Origin of the sequence: Kribbella sp. VKM Ac-2566 (genome assembly GCF_004366005.1) — a bacterium.
GTDB lineage: Bacteria > Actinomycetota > Actinomycetes > Propionibacteriales > Kribbellaceae > Kribbella > Kribbella pratensis.
On record NZ_SODT01000009.1, the window covers coordinates 1,344,773 to 1,362,674 of the forward strand.

The following is a 17,902-nucleotide window of genomic DNA, read 5'->3' on the forward strand; positions in this document are numbered from 1 at the left end:
CGGATCGTGGGGGATGTGCGTGGGAAGAAGTGGGCTGACCTGAGTACCCGGCAGCAGCGGTTGGTCGTCGCTGGAGCGGTCGTCGAGAGCGTGTTGAAGGCGGTCGCACTGGCCGACCTGGCGCGACGTCCGGCCACCCAGGTTCGTGGCCCCAAACCGCTCTGGGCCCTGGCTCTCACCCTTTTCAACTCCCTCGGCGCCGCACCGATCATCTACTGGCTGTACGGCCGCAAGACGACCTAGCGACTGTCGCTCTGATCTCTGAGGGCTTTGAGGTCTGCGTGGCAGCGGGCTTCTACTTCGGCGAGGTCCTGGAGGGTTTCTTCGATGTCGCGGCGGCGTTGTTCTAGTTCGGTGCGGCGGTGGGTGATCTGGTCGAGGAGGTAGGCGAGCTGGCCTTCCTCGCCGGGTTCGGCGTCGTACATGTCGACGATCTTGGCGATCTCGTCGAGGGAGAAGCCGAGGCGTTTGCCGCGCAGGATGAGGGCGAGGCGGACGCGGTCGCGGGGGTGGTAGACGCGCGCGGTGCCACGGCGTTCGGGATTGAGCAGGCCGCGGTCCTCGTAGAACCGGATCGTCCGGAGCGTCACGTCGTACTCGGCGGCCAGTTCGGCGATCGACCAGGTCTCTGCGGGCACCTGGCTATTGTGCATGCTCCCTAGCGTGCTTTACGTTTACGTAAGCGTCAAGCACGAAGGAGTGCCGCATGTTCGAGTTGTCCGCGGAGCATCAGGAGTTCCGTCGTAGCGTTCGCGACTTCGCGGAGGCCGAGATCGGTCCGCACGCGGCCGAGTGGGACCGCAAGCACTACTTCCCGGTGGAGGTCGTGCAGAAGATGGGGCGGCTCGGGCTGTTCGGGCTGACCGCGCCGGAGGAGTACGGCGGCGCGGGCGGCGACTTCACCAGCCTGTGCGTGGCGATCGAGGAGATCTCCCGGGTCGACCAGTCGATGGGGATCACGCTCGAGGCGGCGGTCGGGCTCGGCATCAACCCGATCCTGACGTTCGGCACCGACGAGCAGAAGGCCGCCTGGCTGCCCGACCTGGTCGCGGGCCGGTCGCTGGCCGGATTCGGGCTGACCGAGCCGGAGTCCGGGTCGGACGCCGGCGCCACCAAGACCCGCGCGGTGCTCGACAACGGCGAGTGGGTCATCGACGGCTCCAAGCAGTTCATCACCAACTCGGGTTCGAGCATCACTTCGTGTGTGACGGTCACCGCGCGCACCGGCGAGAAGCCGGACGGCAAGCCGGAGATCTCCACGATCATCGTCCCGAGCGGTACGCCGGGATTCACCGCGGAAGCGGCGTACGACAAGCTCGGCTGGCATGCCAGCGACACGCACCCGCTGTCGTTCGTGAACTGCCGGGTTCCCGAGGCCAATCTGCTCGGTGAACGCGGCAAGGGGTTCGCGCAGTTCCTGGCGACGCTCGACGACGGCCGGGTCGCGATCGCGGCGGTCGCACTGGGCTGCATCCGCGCGTGCCTGGAGCTGTCCGTGCAGTACGCCGGTGAGCGGCAGACGTTCGGCGTACCGATCGGCCGCAAGCAGGGTGTCGCGTTCCAGATCGCCGACCTCAAGGTGATGGCGGACGCCGCCTCGTTGCTGGTCTACCGGGCCGCCGCGCTGAAGGATGCGGGTGCGTCGAGGGCCGACTTCAAGCAGGCCGCGTCGGTGGCCAAGCTGTACGCGACCGAGTCCGCGGTGACCGCGACCCGGATCGCCACCCAGGTCTTCGGCGGCTACGGCTTCATGGAGGAGTACCCGGTCACCCGGTTCTACCGCGACGCCAAGATCCTGGAGATCGGCGAGGGTACGTCGGAAGTCCAGCGGATGCTGATCGCCCGGAGTCTCGGGCTCCCAGTGGAATGATGACCGCATGACCCACGACCATTGGACCGAGGTCAAGGTTGCTCGTGAGGCGACCCTGGCGCCGCCCGAGAAGGCGGCGGCCAAGCTCGCTTCGCAGAACAAGCTGTACGTCCGCGACCGGATCGCCCTGCTCGTCGACGAGGGGAGCTTCGTCGAGGATGCGCAGCTGGCGAACGCCCTGAACGCGGGCCTGCCCGCCGACGGTGTCGTCACCGGCCGCGCGCTCGTCGACGGCCGGCCGGCGCTGATCGTCGCCAACGACCCGACCGTCAAGGCCGGCTCCTGGGGTGCGCGGACGGTCGAGAAGATCGTCCGGATCACCGAGGTCGCGCTCCGCGACGAGCTGCCGATCTTCTGGCTGATCGACTCCGCCGGCGCCCGCATCACCGACCAGGTCCAGCTGTTTCCCGGCCGCCGCGGTGCGGGCCGGATCTTCCACAACCAGGTCGCGCTGTCCGGGAAGGTCCCGCAGATCTGCTGCCTGTTCGGTCCGTCCGCGGCGGGCGGCGCCTACATCCCGGCGTTCTGCGACGTCGTGATCATGGTCGACGGCAACGCCTCGATGTACCTCGGCTCGCCCCGGATGGCCGAGATGGTGGTCGGGGAGAAGGTGACGCTGGAGGAGATGGGCGGCGCCCGGATGCACACCAGCGTCTCCGGCTGCGGCGACCTGCTGGCGAGCGACGACGCCGAGGCGATCGAGCTCGCGAAGCAGTACTTCTCCTACCTGCCCGGTTCGTGGCGCTCGCGACCGCCGTCGTACGACGCCTCGGACGCCGGCCGCGACTTCACCCGGGACCTGGTGCCGGCCGAGGAGAGCGTCGGGTTCGACATCCACGACGTGATCGACGCGCTCGTCGACGAGGACACGTTCTTCGAGATCAAACCGGCGTACGCGCCGGAGCTTGTGGTCGGGTTCGGGCTGCTCGCGGGGCAGGTGGTCGGGATCGTGGCGAACCAGCCGGCGGTGAAGGGCGGCGTACTGTTCGTCGACTCGGCGGACAAGGCCGCGCGCTTCATCTGGCTGTGCGACGCGTTCAACGTGCCGCTCGTGTATCTGTGCGACGTACCGGGCTTCATGATCGGCAGCGAGGTCGAGCGGGCCGGGATCATCCGGCACGGCGCGAAGATGATCACCGCGGTGTCGGAGGCGACAGTGCCGACGGTGTCGGTGATCGTCCGGAAGGCGTACGGCGCCGGGCTGTACGCGATGTGCGGCCCCGGGTTCTCGCCGGACGCGTGTGTCGCGTTGCCGACCGCGAAGATCGCGGTGATGGGGCCGGAGGCGGCGATCAACGCCGTGTACTACAACAAGATCCAGGAGATCGCCGACGAGGGCGAACGGGTCGAGTACGTGTCCAGGCTGCGCGAGGAGTACGAGACCGACATCGACATCCTCCGGCTGGCCGCCGACCTGGTCATCGACGCGATCATCGAGCCGGAGAACCTCCGCGCCGACCTGATCGCCCGCCTCGCCGCAGCCCAGTCCAAGGACCGGACATTCTCCCACCGCCGCCACGGCGTACCGCCGGTCTAGCTCAGCCGAGTGCCTAGGTAGTCAGCCAGGCCCGTGCGCCATTGGTGGGCCTTCGAGCGGAGGTCCGGCTCCAGTTGCTCGAACTCCTCGAAGTCACCACTCGCATACCAACCAACCGCCCCACACAACCGCCAGACGTCGACCTTGTTCAGACGCGGCCCGTAGGTCTCGTAGAACGCGTCCGGCAGCTGTGGGGTGCGGTCGAGGAGATAGATGTGCTCTTCGAGTGCCGCGACCTCGCCCGCCGGGTCGCCGACGCGTGCGTCGCCCCAGTCGATCAGTAGCGTCTCGGCCGGGCCGACGATGATGTTGGACGGGTTCATGTCGAAGTGCAGGAGGGCCGTCGGCCCGCTGAGGCTATCGGCGTGCGCGTCGATCAGCGCGTGAGCCTGCGGAAGTTGTGCGACAACCTCGGGCAGGTGCGTACGCAGGTAGTCCTCGGCTGCGGTCAGGTCCTCGTGCAACTTCGCGACAGGGTCGGCGGAGGTCAGCGTGAGGCCGTCCGGGCCGAACGTACCTTGCAGCTTTCTTGGGAAGCGTACGGCGTGCAGGCGCCGCATCGCCGTGCCGAGCGAGCGCCACGCGTCGCTTGTCATTCGTCCCTCCGCCACAACGGTGGAGAGCATCTCGCCGGGCGCGTACTCGTACAGCGTCGCCTCGTCGTTGCCACCGAGCAGACGCGGTGCAGGTACGTCGTGATCGGCCAGGAACTGTGCCTGTACCACCGGAAGCGGGCGTGGGTGCGAGGCGCGATGCCGGAGAACGACGCGGGTGCCGTCGGCGAGTGTCGCCAGGAGGATCACGTGGTCGAAGCCATGTCCGGTGATCGGTACGGCGTTCGCGACCGCCGGCAGGCCGGCCTCGGCGACCAACTCGTGCAGGAGGAGCTCCGTGGATGCCATCCGCAGCATCGTCTCGTCCAACTGATGGTTGGTCGAGGGATTTTCGGGCGATGGTCTGGATAGTGTGCGGGGGTGAATGCAAACGATTTCTCGCACAAGGTCCGGGCTCGGGAGAAGTTGGTCGGGTACTGGATCACGCTGGATTCGCCGGCCGCCGCTGAGCGGATCGCGCGGCTCGGGTACGACTACGTGGTGCTCGACGCGCAGCACGGACTGATCGGGTACCAGGGGCTGATGACCGGGCTGCTCGCGATCGACGCCGGGTCCGCGATCGGGCCGCAGCCGACGGTCGGGCTGGTGCGGGTCGAGGCGAACGATCCCACGCCGATCGGGCGGGCGCTGGACGCCGGGGCGACCGGTGTGATCGTGCCGCTGATCGACAGCGCGGACGACGTGGCTCGGGCGGTTCGGGCGGCGAAGTACCCGCCGGCGGGTGTGCGGTCGTTCGGGCCGATGCGGGCCTCGCTGCGGATCGGTCCGGTGCCGGCAGACAGCGACGACGCGACCGTCGTACTCGCGATGATCGAAACCCCGCTCGGCCTCGAGAACGTGGCCGAGATCTGCGCGACGCCCGGGCTCGATGGTGTGTACGTCGGCCCGTCGGACCTCAGTCTGGCGCTCGGTGCTCGCTTCCCGGGTGATCCGGAGGTCGAGGGTCCGTTCGAGGAGGCGGTCGAGCTGATCGCGCGCACCGCGCGGGAGGCCGGGATCGCCGCGGGCATCCACACGTTCGACGGCGAGTCGGCCAAGAAGCGACTGGACCAGGGCTACACCTTCGCCACCGTCGCCTCAGACCTCGCCCACCTCGAAGCAATCGCCGCCACCCACCTCGCCACAGCCCGCTCGTAGGGCCCCACTCACCAACTGCGTCGTCCCGCCTCGACACAGCTCGCTCGCACGAGGCGCCGCTCACCAACCGCGTCGACCCACGTCGACACGGCTCGCTCGTAGGGGCGTCGCTCGCCAACTGCGTGGGTCCACGTGGGCACGGCTCGCTCGTTGGGGTGTCGCTCGCCAACTGGGTCGGTCCACGTCGGCTCGGTTCGCTCGTTGGGGTGTCGCTCACCAACTGCGTCGGTCCACGTCGGCTCGGCCCGTTCGTTGGGGCGTCGCTCATCAACTGCGTCGGTCCACGTCGGCTCGGCTCGCTCGTGGGGGCTCACCAACCGCGTCGGCCGGCTCGGCTCGGCCCGTTCGTAGGGGCGTCGCTGACCACCTGCGTCGGCGCAGCGCGGCGCGGCTCGCTCGTGGGGCGGACCTCCGCCACTCAGCAACCGCGCCGGTTCGGCGCGGTTCACGCTCAGCCGACGGGTGAGACCGGCCGTCGGCACGGGTTGGTGAGTGGTGGGCGTCCGGCCGTCGGCGGAGCTTGGTGAGTGGTGGCTCCGACGGTCGGCAGGGCTTGGTGGGTCGTGTGAGTCCGGAACACCTCGGTGGCTTCTCGGGTTACGTTCTTCACAGGACATCGAGGAGGCCGGGGATGAAGGCACCCGAGCGCGGCGCGTTGCCGCTGGGACTGGCGGCGACGCTGGGGCGGACCTACGGGCGGCTGACCGAGACGGTACACGGGCTCAGCGACGCGGACTTCCAGCGCGAGACCCGGTGCGCCGGCATGCCCGTCGGTCCGCTGCTCGTGCATCTGCTGTACGACGCTCAGCGGGCGCTGATCGCGTTCGCGAGCCCGGCCGTGGTCGAGCCGGACCGGGACTTCGTCACGTACTGGCGCGACTTCCCGCCGCAGCCCGACGGCGACACGAATTTCGTGCGGAACGTCGCGGCGGCGTATCGCAAACCCGGTCTGCTCGTGCAGCACTGGCGTGAGGTGTCCGAGGCGGCCGTCCGTGCGGCCGCGGCCGGGCTGGCGATCAAGGGACACCGGGTCGAGACGCAGGGTCATGTCCTGCGGGCGGTCGACTTCGTGGCCACTTTGGTGCTTGAGGCAACGGTCCATCATCTCGACCTGATCGTCGGCCTGCCGGACGCGCCGGAGCCCGATCCCGAAGGACTGCAGGTCACCGCGCGCACGCTGGACGGGCTGTTCGGCCCGGAGGCCTGGGACGTGATCGCGTGGGACACCACCACGTACATCCTGAAAGCAACCGGCCGCCTGCCCCTCGACGAGGACGACCTGTCAATGCTCGGCCCCCACGCCAACCGCCTCCCCCTCCTCGGCTAGCCCGCCCACCCCATTTGCCTGGCTGACCCACGCATTTGCCTGGTTAACCAGCCAAATGGGGGGTTCCCCACCCTGAACCACGGTGCAGAACCCCTCATTTGGTGGGTTAACCAGGCATATGCGGCGAGCCCGAGTGCGGCGGCGGGCACGCGCACGGCGCAGGCGGCGCGGGGGCAGGCCGTGAAGTGAGTTGGCGTGGGCGTGAGGTGAGCTGGGGGCGGACGGAGCGTGCGGTGGGGGAGCATGAGGTGAGCTGGAGTGGGGCGTGAGGTGGGGCGGAGCGTGAGGTGAGCTGGAGTGGGGCGTGAGGTGGGGCGGAGCGTGAGGTGAGCTGGAGTGGGGCGTGAGGTGGGGCGGAGCGTGAGGTGAGCTGGGGGGCGGAGCGTGCGGTGGGGGAGCGTGAGGTGAGCTGGGGTGGGGCGTGAGGTCGGGCGGAGCGTGAGGTAGGGCGTGAAGTGAGCTGGCGTCCGGGCGTGAGGTGGGCCGTGATGTGGGCTGGCGTGGGGCGGGAGGTGGGGCGGAGCGTGAAGTGAGCTGGGGTGGGGCGGGCGGAGCGTGAGGTGAGCTGGGGTGGGGCGGGCGGAGCGTGAGGTGAGCTGGGGTGGGGCGGGCGGAGCGTGAGGTGAGCTGGGGTGGGGTGGCGTGGAGTGAGACGGGGGTGGGGTTAGAGGACGCCGGCGAAGGGGTCTTCTAGGGTGGTCCAGTCGAGTTGGGCTAGTTCGGACTCGGTGAGGAGGCAGGCGTCGAGGACTGCTTGGAGGCGGGCCGGGTCGAGGCTCATGCCGGTGGCGACGACGGTGCACTCGGCGAGGTGCTCGGTCTCCGACCATTCGCCGAGCATTCCGAGCGACGCGCTGTACCCGGCGGATTCCCACCGCACGCGCTGCGTCGGACGGTTCGCCAGCCACACCACGCCGCGACTACGAACCACGCCGTCCACGATGTCCTCGAGCGCATCGCTCAACCGCGCGGGATGCAGCGGCCGCGTCGACCGCCACAGCACCGTCGTCACGCCGTCGCCGCTCGGCTGCACCCGATCCGATGCCGCGAGTTCACCCGCCCACGCCTCGGCCGCGTCGAAGGCGAACCGCCCGGTCCGTGCAACCGGTCCATTCGGTACGCCGGCAACGTCCGCCGTCACCACCGACGTCCGCGGGTTCAGGTGCACCAAAAGGTGCTCGAGCCGCTCGACCGCCGTACTGCGATGCGCGTTGGCCAGCACGCACACGTCGGCGTACTCGATCTGGCGTGCGGTCAGCTCCGCGACGTTGCGCCGATCCGGCAGACCGAGCGCCAGGCCGCGCTCGGCGAGCAACTCGTCGCCGGACAGTTGCTCGACCACGAGTACGGCGTCGACGACGCAAGTGACCGTGTCGACGTCGATCTCCGGCAGGACGGACCTCAACGTGGTGACCAGCGGTCGCGCCTCCATCCCGGGCGGCGCCGCGAGCACGATGTGATCCCAGTGCCCACGCGCGACCAGCGTCTCCAGCAACGGTAGGAGCGACTCGATCAGCTGACACGCGCCGCAGTCGTCCGCGACCGTGAACTCGCCCGCGTCGATCGGCCCCGACGCATCCCGCACCCGCCAGGACAGCACGCCCCGACCAGGCAGGTCGTCCTGGTCGATCACGACGGCCACGGTGGTGGCGTCGGTCATTGCTTCCAGCACGGGCCCCCGCAACGTCGTGGAAAGCCCCACCAACAAGGACAACGGAGTTTTCGCTTGGGCGGTCATGGCAAACAGTATATGAAAACGGTTTTCATCAGTCCAGGGTGGTGTCAACTGTTGATCGCCCGAGGGCTGGCTTGGATCGCCTGCTGTGCCTAGGGTTCGGCGCATCGGCGAACGGGAGTTCGCGGACGTGCTGCGGGAAGCCATCCAGGCGCGCGGGCTCGGGCTCGGGCGGATCCAGGAGCGGCTCCGCGCGCGTGGCGTGTCGATGAGCCTCGCCACCTTGAGCTACTGGCAGTCGGGCCGGTCGCGCCCCGAGCGGCGGGACTCGCTCGCCGCGGTCGGGCTGCTCGAGGAGGTGCTCGAGGCCCCGGCCGGGACGTTGTCGTCGTCGATCGGGCCGCCGCGACGCCGCGGGCGCTGGCTGAGTACGGTGCCGGACCGCACCGGGCTGGCGACGTACTGGCCGCGGCTCGGGGCAATGCCGGCCGGTGCCACCGTAAATCCCGGGTCGCCGAGCCCGATCGTCTGATAGGCAAAGGACATGACGATCGAGATCGGGCGGTTCGCGGGTGAGTGGGCGGAGCTCCTGGAGCTCCTGGACATGGCGTTCTCGGCGCCGTGGACCGACGAGCAGTACGAGTCCGAGCGGCGGATCTGGGAGCCTGAGCGCAGTGTCGTCGCGAGCGAGGACGGGCAGCTCGTGGGGCACACCGGCACGTTCTCGCACGTGATGACGGTGCCCGGCGGGCAGTTGCCGGTCGCGGGCGTGACGATGGTCGGCGTCCGGGCGACGCACCGGCGGCGCGGCATCCTGCGCGACCTGATGCGCAGGCAGCTGACCGACATCCACGAGGCCGGCCGCGAGCCGCTGGCGGCGCTGACCGCGAGCGAGCCGGTGATCTACCCGCGGTTCGGCTACGGACTCGCGTCCGACCACCAGGAGATCGTCGTACCCAAGGCGTCCCGCACGCTGCGCCCGGTGGCCGGCATCGACGACGTCCGGATCCGGTACGTCGACGTACGCGAGCATCTCGCCCGCTGCGCCGAGCTGCGGAACAGGCTGGGGTTGGAGCGACCTGGTGTGTGCCGCCACGACGAGCGCTGGCAGGAGTACACCATCAGCGCCACCGTCACGAGCAACATCGCGAGCGCGTCCAAGCTGCGATGCGTCGTCGCGGAGCGCGACGGCGAGTTGACCGGGTTCGCGTACTACCGGACGAAGCGCGCGGAGAAGGGGTACGTCGACGTACAGCGGGTGCATGCGGTGGACATCGCGTCGCATGCGGCGCTGTGGCGGTACCTGCTCGAACCGGACCTGCTCAGCGAGACCCGGTGCGAGATGCTCGCGTCGGACGACCCGCTGCTGGACCTGCTGCTCGACCCGCGAGCGCCAGGGCCGATCACGCGGGACGGCCTGTGGATCCGGCCGGTCGACGTACGTCGTGCGCTCGCGGAGCGGACGTACGCGCGGGACGTCGACGTCGTCCTGGAGGTGGTCGACGACTTCCTCCCGTGGAACGCGGGCCGCTGGCACCTCACAGGCGGACCGGACGGCGCGAGCTGCGAGTCCGTCACGCGCGACGCCGACCTCACTCTCGACGTCCGGGACCTCGGCGCCATCTACCTCGGTCGCCCGTCGGTCAAGAGGCTCGGCCGGGCAGGCCTGGTCGCTGAGCACACCCCTGGTGCCCTGGACGCGACCGCGGAAGCGTTTTCCACATCTCGGCTCCCGTTCCTCGACACAGGCTTTTGACGGGGTAGCCTGCCCAGATGCAGACGCAGCGTCGGGGTGCGCTCGCGGTGGTCGCCGTGCTGTTCGTGGGGGTCGTGGTGGCCGGCTTCGTCGTGCTCGCCTCCGCGAGTGGGCCGGTGCGCCCGATCAGCGACAGCACGCTGAGCGCGAGCCCGCGACCGCTGCCGACCTTCTCGGTGAGCGAAACGGCGCCGGAGCAGTCACAGCCGTCGCCGCGCGCGCTCCCGCAGCACGAGACGCCGGGCTGGGTGCTGTCGTTGTGGCAGGCCGTGGTCTACCTGATCATCGCCGCGATCGTGGGGTTCATCCTGCTGGTCATCGTCCGCGTCGTGCGCCGGGTCCGCCTTCCGCACGTGGAGGCCGACGAGCCCGATTGGGAGCGGATGAAGGCGGAGCGACTGGCCGAGGCAGTCGACACGGGCCTGGCCCGCATCGACACCGGTACGGCGACCGACGCGGTCGTCGCGTGCTGGGTCGCGTTGGAGGAGGCAGCTGCTTCGGCCGGCGTACCGCGGGAGCCGTCGGAGACACCGGCCGAGTTCATCGTGCGAGTGCTCGGGATCGGCGGGATCTCCGAGCCGCAGCTGATCCGGCTCGGTGAGTTGTACCGCGAAGCGCGGTACTCGACGCACGGCTCGAGCGAGCAAGCGCGGACAGAAGCCCGCTCAGCCCTGCTCCGCCTGCGCGACGACCTCGCCGCCGCTCACCCCGCCGAGGCGGAGGCCTTATGACGTCGTACCGATGGACGCCCTTGGAGGAGAAGGGGCCGCCGGCTGAGGGCAAGCGGAGGTCTTTGTGGCCGAGCAAGCTGCTGGTGCAACACCTTGGTGTGGCTGTGGTGGTGAGCTTGCTGCTCGTGACCGTGTTCGCCGCTGCCGGTATGGCGCCGCGGCCGCTGTGGTTCGTGGTGGCGGCGCTCGCGGTCGGTGTGGTGTCGCTGGCGATCCGGCTGGTGGTGCCGGAGACCGTGGAGACGAGCTGGCCCGGGCGGCATGACGACAAACTGGCTGCGCTGCGCGCCCGGACCAACGACAACCGCACGCAGTTCATCGCCACCTGGTTGCAGGAGTCGAGCCGCGAACGGCGTGCCGGTGAGGGGTCGCAGACCTTCGCCCGCCGGGTCCGCCCGCTGCTGTTCGAGCTGGCGACCGACCGCCTGGTGCACCGGCACGGCGTCGACCCCGAGCGGGAGCCGGAGCGGGCCCGCGGGATCACCGGCGACCAGCTCTGGCAGCTGATCGCCGGCGACGACAAACGCACCGCGTCCCTCGACGAGATCGAGTACGCGATCCACACCATCGAGAACCTGTGAGGGACCAGTGACCGACGCAGTGACCGACGCAGCGACTGACGCAGCGACTGAGGGCGAGCTGAAGCTCGGTGAGGTGACCGAGCTGAGCCGGCAGGTGCTGGAGCGGGTCAGCCAGGCCGTGGTCGGGAAGGCCGAGGCGCTGGAACTGGTGCTCGCGGGCATCCTCGCCGGCGGGCACGTACTGCTCGAGGACTACCCGGGGCTGGCGAAGACGCTGGCCGCGCGGTCGTTCGCGCAGGCGCTCGGGCTGGAGTTCCGGCGTGTGCAGTTCACGCCGGACCTGCTGCCGTCGGACGTGACCGGCGCATTCGTGTACGACCAGAAGGACTCCGAGTTCGTCTTCCGGCCGGGCCCGATCTTCACCGGCCTGCTGCTGGCCGACGAGATCAACCGGACGCCACCGAAGACGCAGGCCGCGCTGCTGGAGTCCATGCAGGAGCATCAGGTCACGGTCGAGGGGCAGACGTTCCCATTGCCCGCGCCGTTCCACGTGCTCGCGACCGCGAACCCGGTGGAGTACGAGGGCACGTATCCGTTGCCGGAGGCACAGCTCGACCGGTTCATGCTGCGGATCGGCTTCGGCTATCCCAGTCCGGCGGAGGAGTGGGAGGTACTGCGGCGCCGGATGAGCCGTCGTACTGAGGACCAGTCGGTCGAGGCAGCAACGGATGCCGCCGGGCTGCGTGCCGCGCAACGTGCCGTCGAGACGGTGACCGTGGACGACACAGTCGGTCAGTACTGCGTCGATCTCGCCACCGCGACCCGTCGGGACTCACAGGTTCTCGTCGGGGCATCGCCACGTGGCTCGCTGGCACTGCTGCTGACAGCACGCGCGTACGCCGTCATCAAGGGCCGAGACTACGTCGTACCGGAGGATGTGAAGGCGGTCGCGGTCGCTGCACTGGCGCATCGGATCACCGTGCGTCCGGAGCTGTGGCTCCACGAGGTCACCGGCGCGACAGTGGTACGCACCGTCCTCGGCTCGGTCGCGGCACCACCAACCGTGGTCTCATGAGTTGGCAGCCGACGCACGCGCAGGTTCGGGCGATCTGTGTTGCTGCGGTGCTGCTCGGCGTCGCGGTGTTGCTGCGGCGCGCGGATGCGGCCGTGTTCGGTCTGCCGCTGGCGTTCCTCGCGGTGTGGGGGCGGTTCTTCCGGCCGCGGGAGCGCCCGGAGGTGCATACCGAGCTGGACGCGGACGTGTTGTTCGAAGGGCAAGGTACGACGTACCGGATGCGGGTGCCGGAGTCCGTCGACCCGGACGTCGACCTGATCGTGGCGGCGTTGCCGCGGACGTTGTGGTTCCAGTACGACCCGCCGCAGGCCGCGATCGCGGAGCCGGTGTCGCACGGTGAGGTGCGGCTGGAGGTCGGCGTACGGTCGAAGCGCTGGGGACTGCGGTCGTTGGAGCGGCCAACGGTCACGGCGACGTCGACGGTCGGGGCGTACCGGATCCAGGTGACGTCGGCGGAGTCGCTGTCGGTCACGACGCTGCCGTTGCGCGAGGGATTCGAGGCGGTGGACGCCGTACCGCGGCCGGCCGGACTGGTCGGATTGCACCGGTCGCGGCGGCCGGGCGAAGGGACGGAGCTGGCCGGGGTACGGCCGTTCCGGACGGGGGACCGGTTGCGGCGGATCAACTGGTCGGTGTCGGCGCGGACGCAGGAACTGCACGTCACGTCGACGTGGTCGGACCGGGACACCGAAGTGGTGATCATGGTCGACACCGGCGGCGAGATCGGGATCAGCGAAGGGATCGACGGCCGGTCCTCGAGTCTCGACACCGCCGTCCGCGCGGCCGCCGCGATCGCCGAGCACTACCTGCGCAACGGCGACCGGGTGCGGCTGATCGACACCGGCAGCCTGTTCCGCGGCGTGCGGTCGGGGAGCGGGCGCGCGCATCTGCGGCGGATCCTGGACACGCTGGTGCACGCGGACCGGCGCGGCCGGCAGCAGGACGAGGAACAGTTGGCGCGGCGGAACCGCGTGCGCTCGGACAGCCTGGTGCTCGTTCTCAGCCCGTTGCTGCGGCCGACGATCCTCGGCTACATCGTCACGCTCGTGCACTCCGGCTGCACGGTGATCGCGATCGACACGTTGCCGCCGGACGTCGTGTCGATCATGGACCTCGACGCGCACGACACGCGGTCGTGGCCGCTCGCGTGGCGGCTGCGGTTGCTCGAACGGCGCCGCGACCTCGACCGCCTCAGCGACCTCGGCGTACCGACCGTCCCCTGGCAAGGCGCCGGCACCTTGGACGAGGTCCTCCGAGACGCCGCCAGAGTCTCCGCCGCCCCCAGGATCCGCTCATGACTCTACAAATGCCACGCCTCCGGCGCGGCCGGTCATGGGGCTGGAACTCCCGGTCTTCCCTCGTCGCTCCGGTCGCTGCGCTCCCTCCGCTCCTCAGCCCAGACCGGGAGGCCCCATGACCGTCGACGAGAAGATCACGTTGTGGTTGGCGCAGTTGCGGGTGGCTGGTCGGGCTGTGGTGGTTGCTCGGCTGGTGATCGCGGTGGCTGGGGCGGTCGCGTTGGTCGTGTCATCGGTGCAGTCGTGGGATCAGGCGGATCTGGTCCCGATCGTCGGCGGCGCGTTGTTGCTGTGCACCGTCGTACTGCCTGATTCACTGGCCGCGCTGCTGTTCGTGCTGGTGGTGACGCTCGGGTGGCTGATGCGTGCACCCGGCGCGCCGAGTTGGAGCCTGGCCCTCACCGCGGGTGCGCTCGTCGTGGTCCACCTGGCCGCAGCGTTCGCCGGCCAATTGCCGTCGTACGCGCGGGTGCACCGAGCGGCCCTGCGGCGCTGGTGGTTGCCGGGAGCAATCGCCGTACTGCTGGCGCCGGTGATCGCCGGCGCGGCCGCCCTGGTCCGCAATGCCGACGTCGCCGGCTCACTCGTCGTCACCGTCGCCGCCACTGCCCTGACCGCCGCAACCATCTGGTTCGCCGCCGACCAAAAACTCAGCCGGGACTAGTGCTCGCCGAAGGTTTTCTGGATCTCCTCGGCCCACGGCATCGGGATCGCGTCCGGGCCGAGGACCTGCATGGCGGACATGACGGTCAGCAGCATGCCGGCGGAGAGGAACTCGCGGGTCTGCTGGGGTGACGCGCCGGTCAGTTCGCGGACCAGGGTGTAGATGCGACCGAAGCGCTCGCGCACGCAGTCGCCGATTACGGGGTCGCCGCTGGCGGAGAAGCCCTGCAAGAGGACCAGGAGCACCTCACGCTCGGCGAACATCCGCTCGTAGCTTGCGCCGAGCGCGCCCAGTTCCGGGGTCTCGGCCGCGGCCTCGCGGAAGGTCTGCTCGATCCGCTCGCAGGCACTCCGTACGGCGGCCAGGAAGAGTTCCTGCTTGGTGCCGAACAGCCGGATCACATAGGGCTGTGAGACGCCGGCCAGCCGGGCGATCTCGTCGGTCTTGGTGCCCTCGTACCCGGACCTGGCGAAGGCTTGGACCGCCGCCTCCAACACCTCTGCACCGCGCTCCTTGGCAGTCAGCCGAACCTTGGGCGTCATCCGTGCTCCTTCCACTCCCTTGACATGTTATCAGTCGATGCATACTCTCGTCATCAAGCTTGTTATCAGTCAATTACAACTAGGGGTACGAGATGACATCGACCGCTCTCGATGAGAGGGAACTGACCGCTCCCCGGAGCCGCGGACTCGGGCTGGTGCTGGCCGCCGTAGGGATTCCGGTGTTCATGGTCACGCTGGACAACCTGGTGGTGACGAACGCGCTGCCGGTGATCAAGTCGGAGCTGGGGGCGTCCCTGTCGGACCTGCAATGGTTCGTGAACGCCTACACGCTCGCCTTCGCAGCGCTGCTGCTGACCTCGGCCGCGATCGGCGACCGGCTCGGCCGGCGGCGGGTGTTCCTGGCCGGGATCACGCTGTTCACCCTGGCCTCGGCGGCCTGCGCGCTGGCGACCGAGCCGTGGATGCTGATCGGGTCCCGCGCGATCCAGGGCATCGGTGCGGCGGCTGTGATGCCGTTGTCGCTGACGTTGCTCGCGGGCGCCGTACCGGAGAAGATGCGGAGCGCCGCGATCGGTATCTGGGGCGGCATCTCCGGCCTCGGAATCGCGGTCGGTCCGGTGGTCGGCGGAGCCGTCGTCGACGGCCTGAACTGGCAGTGGATCTTCTGGTTGAACGTTCCGGTCGGAGTCGTCGCCGTCGTGCTCGCCACGCGGGTCCTGACCGAGTCGCGGGGTACGGCGAAGCAGCTGGACCTGCTCGGACTCGTGCTGGCGACGTCCGGCGTACTGTCCGTCGTCTGGGGTGTTGTGCACGGAGCCGATGACGGCTGGACGTCCGTTGGCGTGCTGGGGTCGTTGCTCGCGGGCGGGGTGCTACTGGCCGCGTTCCTCGGGTGGGAGCGTCGGACGGTCGCGCCGATGTTGCCGCTGCGGTTGTTCTCGGTTCGCTCGTTCAGTGTGGTGAACGTGGTCGCGTTCAGCTTTGCGGTCGGCGTTTTCGGAGCCGTGTTCCTGCTCGCGCAGTTCTTCCAGGTCGTGCAGGGGTACACGCCGTTCCAGTCCGGTGTCCGCACGCTGCCGTGGACCGCGGCCCCGCTCGTGGTCGCACCGATCGCCGGTCTGATCGTCGACCGCGTCGGCCCTCGGATCCTGATCGTGCTCGGCCAGGCGTTCCTCGCCACCGCGCTCGGCTGGATCGCACTGGTCACCACGGCGACGACGCAGTACGGCGAACTGGTCGCACCGTTCGTCCTCGCCGGGATCGGGATGGGGCTGACCTTCGCGCCGTCCGCGAGCCTGGTGATGGCGAGCGCCGCCGACGCGGACCGCGGCGTGGCGTCCGGCACGAACAACACGATCCGCGAGGTCGGAGTCGCGATGGGCGTCGCCGTACTGGCATCGGTCTTCGCCTCAGCCGGCTCCTACGAGTCGCCGACGCAGTACGCCGCCGGCCTCGTCCCCGCCGTCTGGACCGGAGCCGCCATCGTCGCGGCCGGCACCCTGGCAGCCCTCCTCCTGCCGGGGCGTCGACGTTCTACAGTGTGAGCGTGCTGGACGCTGAGGACGTGCGACGGATTGCGTTGTCTTTGCCGGAGACGGTGGAGAAGCGGCGGTGGGGGCACCCGACGTTCGACGTGGCCGGGCGGATGTTCGTCACCGTGCCGGACGACCAGACGTCGTTCGCGGTGCGGTGCCCGCGGCTGGAGCGCGAGGAGCTGATCGCCGCGGAGCCGGAGAAGTTCTGGGTGCCCAAACACGAGGCGGGCTCGAACTGGGTTCGAGCCCGCCTCGAGGCACTGGAGGACGCCGACGAACTGCGCGACATCCTCGTCGACTCCTGGCGGCAGGTCGCGCCGCCAGGCCTGTCGGAGCTGTCAGCTGACGTTGGCCGGTGACGCCGAGAAGGTGTTGCAACTGGCCGGGTTGGCCGTGTTGAACGACTTCCCCATGAAGCGTGCCTGACTGGCCACACTGCCGTGGTCGCCTTCTTCGGGCTTGTCGCCCGCGGTGACGACGTACTTCTTCCAGACGTACAGCAGGTTGCCGTTGATCGGGTAGCTGCGCTTGTTCGCGGCCAGGAAGACACCGGCGAAGCAGTTCGCCTGCAGTTCCATCCGCCGCGTCATCCGCGTCCGGCCCTCGTAGTCCGGCTGCTCGTAGCGCAGGTTGCTGGACGCCTGCAGGATGCCGGTCATGAACTGCACGCTGTGCCCGTACTCGTGGGCGATGGAGCGGCTGTACCACATCCGCGCGTACGCCTGGGCGATCGGATCACCCGGGTACTCGTTGTACGCCTTCACGAAGACGTCGACCTTCATGTACATCATGTGGTTGCCCGAGCAGTAGAACGGTACGGCGACCGGACCGTCGCCACACGGCGTCGACATCGAGGTCCCGGACCAGTACGTCATCCGCGGCGCGGTGAACTTGTAGCCGGCCTTCGCCACCAGCGGCGCCCACGACTTGTCCAGGCAGGGCTTGATCGCGGCCCAGTAGGCGGCCGCGCCCCGGGCGTTGGTCGGCCGGGCCTTGGGCTCCTTGCAGTTGACCGTGGCCATCTGGCCGACCTTGTAGAGCGCGTTCTTGGCCACGACCGTGGTGTCCGCCGGCTTGTTCGGCGTACTCGACGTCTCGGTGGTGGTGGGCTCCGTGGTCGTCGGCTCCTCGGACGGAGATTCGGAGGGCTCCTCGGTCGGCTCTTCCGTCGGCTCTTCGGTCGGGGACGTGGTCGGCTCGGGCGTGTACCGGCTCGGCGTCACCGGCGGGGTGGTCACGTCGTTGGTGGCCTTCCGGACCAGATCGATGATCACGCCGCCGACGACGGCCACCACGACGATCGACAGGATCGCGATCAACGGCGCCTTCGACTTCTTCCGCGGCTGCTGCCAGCCCATGCTGGGAACGCCGGGACCACCCGGGCCGAAGCTCGGGCCCCAGCCGAAGCCGGGACCCTGGGGCGGCGGGCCGTACTGCGAGGGCCGGCCACCGTACTGACCCGGGGGAGGGCCCTGGGGCGGACCGCCGTACGGGCCCTGCTGCGGCGGGCCGCCGTACTGACCGGGCGGAGGTCCCTGGGGCGGACCGCCGTACTGACCCGGCGGAGGACCCTGCGGCGGGCCCTGCTGGTACGGCGGGTTCTGGCCGGGCGGCCCGTAGGGTGGCTGGCTCAACGCCGTTCCTCTCGTCCCTCGTGCT

The 17,902-nt window shown here is 69.6% G+C and carries 19 protein-coding genes; 14 read left to right on the forward strand and 5 right to left on the reverse strand.

Annotation, left to right across the window (positions count from 1 at the left end; genetic code table 11):
- Positions 1-15 precede the first annotated feature (15 nt).
- Positions 16-243 carry a hypothetical protein gene (locus EV647_RS17890; RefSeq protein ID WP_134004076.1) on the forward strand — a complete coding sequence of 76 codons (228 nt, stop codon included), beginning with the start codon at positions 16-18 and terminating at the stop codon, positions 241-243.
- Here the strand turns inward: EV647_RS17890 and EV647_RS17895 are convergent.
- Positions 240-638 carry a MerR family DNA-binding transcriptional regulator gene (locus tag EV647_RS17895; protein WP_238175304.1) on the reverse strand — a complete coding sequence of 133 codons (399 nt, stop codon included), beginning with the start codon at positions 636-638 and terminating at the stop codon, positions 240-242. The genes EV647_RS17890 and EV647_RS17895 overlap by 4 nt on opposite strands.
- Positions 639-706: 68 nt before the next feature.
- On the opposite strand from EV647_RS17895, the gene EV647_RS17900 reads away from it, so the two are divergent.
- Both EV647_RS17900 and EV647_RS17905 read left to right on the forward strand, forming a co-directional pair.
- Positions 707-1,870 carry an acyl-CoA dehydrogenase family protein gene (locus EV647_RS17900; RefSeq protein ID WP_134004080.1) on the forward strand — a complete coding sequence of 388 codons (1,164 nt, stop codon included), beginning with the start codon at positions 707-709 and terminating at the stop codon, positions 1,868-1,870.
- A gap of 7 nt (positions 1,871-1,877) precedes the next feature.
- Positions 1,878-3,407: an acyl-CoA carboxylase subunit beta gene (locus EV647_RS17905; RefSeq protein ID WP_134004082.1), complete on the forward strand. Its 1,530-nt coding sequence runs from the start codon at positions 1,878-1,880 to the stop codon at positions 3,405-3,407.
- On the opposite strand, the gene EV647_RS17910 is transcribed toward EV647_RS17905, so the two are convergent.
- Complete coding sequence (locus EV647_RS17910) at positions 3,404-4,309, reverse strand: phosphotransferase family protein (RefSeq protein WP_166680362.1); 906 nt, start codon at positions 4,307-4,309, stop codon at positions 3,404-3,406. The two genes, EV647_RS17905 and EV647_RS17910, sit on opposite strands and share 4 nt — an antisense overlap.
- Before the next feature lie 72 nt (positions 4,310-4,381).
- Here EV647_RS17910 and EV647_RS17915 point away from each other — a divergent pair, with 72 nt between their 5' ends.
- Together EV647_RS17915 and EV647_RS17920 are read left to right on the forward strand one after the other, a co-directional pair.
- Positions 4,382-5,158, forward strand: a complete 777-nt coding sequence (locus EV647_RS17915; RefSeq protein WP_134004086.1) for an HpcH/HpaI aldolase/citrate lyase family protein — start codon at positions 4,382-4,384, stop codon at positions 5,156-5,158.
- A 631-nt stretch (positions 5,159-5,789) separates the two neighbouring features.
- Complete coding sequence (locus EV647_RS17920) at positions 5,790-6,485, forward strand: maleylpyruvate isomerase N-terminal domain-containing protein (RefSeq protein ID WP_134004088.1); 696 nt, start codon at positions 5,790-5,792, stop codon at positions 6,483-6,485.
- A gap of 664 nt (positions 6,486-7,149) precedes the next feature.
- Here EV647_RS17920 and EV647_RS17925 read toward each other — a convergent pair.
- Positions 7,150-8,223: a GTP-binding protein gene (locus EV647_RS17925; protein WP_134004090.1), complete on the reverse strand. Its 1,074-nt coding sequence runs from the start codon at positions 8,221-8,223 to the stop codon at positions 7,150-7,152.
- A gap of 85 nt (positions 8,224-8,308) precedes the next feature.
- Between EV647_RS17925 and EV647_RS42565 the strand changes: the two genes are divergently transcribed.
- The 7 genes from EV647_RS42565 (at position 8,309) to EV647_RS17960 (ending at position 14,205) form a co-directional block, all read left to right on the forward strand.
- A complete protein-coding gene (locus tag EV647_RS42565; RefSeq protein WP_202876201.1) occupies positions 8,309-8,692 on the forward strand; it encodes a hypothetical protein in 384 nt (127 codons plus the stop codon).
- 12 nt (positions 8,693-8,704) lie between these two features.
- Positions 8,705-9,916 (forward strand): GNAT family N-acetyltransferase, encoded by a 1,212-nt coding sequence (locus tag EV647_RS17935; protein ID WP_134004092.1) that lies wholly within the window; start codon positions 8,705-8,707, stop codon positions 9,914-9,916.
- 17 nt (positions 9,917-9,933) lie between these two features.
- Complete coding sequence (locus tag EV647_RS17940) at positions 9,934-10,647, forward strand: DUF4129 domain-containing protein (RefSeq protein ID WP_134004094.1); 714 nt, start codon at positions 9,934-9,936, stop codon at positions 10,645-10,647.
- Complete coding sequence (locus EV647_RS17945; protein ID WP_238177263.1) at positions 10,644-11,228, forward strand: hypothetical protein; 585 nt, start codon at positions 10,644-10,646, stop codon at positions 11,226-11,228. The genes EV647_RS17940 and EV647_RS17945 overlap by 4 nt, the downstream gene beginning before the upstream one ends.
- A gap of 7 nt (positions 11,229-11,235) precedes the next feature.
- Complete coding sequence (locus EV647_RS17950) at positions 11,236-12,243, forward strand: MoxR family ATPase (RefSeq protein ID WP_238175303.1); 1,008 nt, start codon at positions 11,236-11,238, stop codon at positions 12,241-12,243.
- The gene (locus EV647_RS17955; protein WP_134004096.1) at positions 12,240-13,541 is read left to right on the forward strand and encodes a DUF58 domain-containing protein; all 1,302 of its coding nucleotides are present in this window, start codon (positions 12,240-12,242) and stop codon (positions 13,539-13,541) included. Before EV647_RS17950 ends, EV647_RS17955 begins: the two co-directional genes overlap by 4 nt.
- Before the next feature lie 115 nt (positions 13,542-13,656).
- On the forward strand, positions 13,657-14,205 hold the full coding sequence (locus tag EV647_RS17960) for a hypothetical protein (protein ID WP_134004098.1): 549 nt from the start codon (positions 13,657-13,659) through the stop codon (positions 14,203-14,205).
- Here EV647_RS17960 and EV647_RS17965 read toward each other — a convergent pair.
- Complete coding sequence (locus tag EV647_RS17965) at positions 14,202-14,747, reverse strand: TetR/AcrR family transcriptional regulator (RefSeq protein WP_134004100.1); 546 nt, start codon at positions 14,745-14,747, stop codon at positions 14,202-14,204. The genes EV647_RS17960 and EV647_RS17965 overlap by 4 nt on opposite strands.
- Positions 14,748-14,839: 92 nt before the next feature.
- Between EV647_RS17965 and EV647_RS17970 the strand changes: the two genes are divergently transcribed.
- Both EV647_RS17970 and EV647_RS17975 read left to right on the forward strand, forming a co-directional pair.
- Entirely contained in the window at positions 14,840-16,252 is a 1,413-nt protein-coding gene (locus EV647_RS17970; RefSeq protein WP_134004102.1) for an MFS transporter, read from the forward strand.
- A 2-nt stretch (positions 16,253-16,254) separates the two neighbouring features.
- A complete protein-coding gene (locus EV647_RS17975) occupies positions 16,255-16,602 on the forward strand; it encodes an MmcQ/YjbR family DNA-binding protein (RefSeq protein WP_134004104.1) in 348 nt (115 codons plus the stop codon).
- Here the strand turns inward: EV647_RS17975 and EV647_RS43515 are convergent.
- A complete protein-coding gene (locus EV647_RS43515; RefSeq protein ID WP_166680363.1) occupies positions 16,582-17,877 on the reverse strand; it encodes a neutral zinc metallopeptidase in 1,296 nt (431 codons plus the stop codon). The two genes, EV647_RS17975 and EV647_RS43515, sit on opposite strands and share 21 nt — an antisense overlap.
- Between the last annotated feature and the right edge of the window lie 25 nt (positions 17,878-17,902).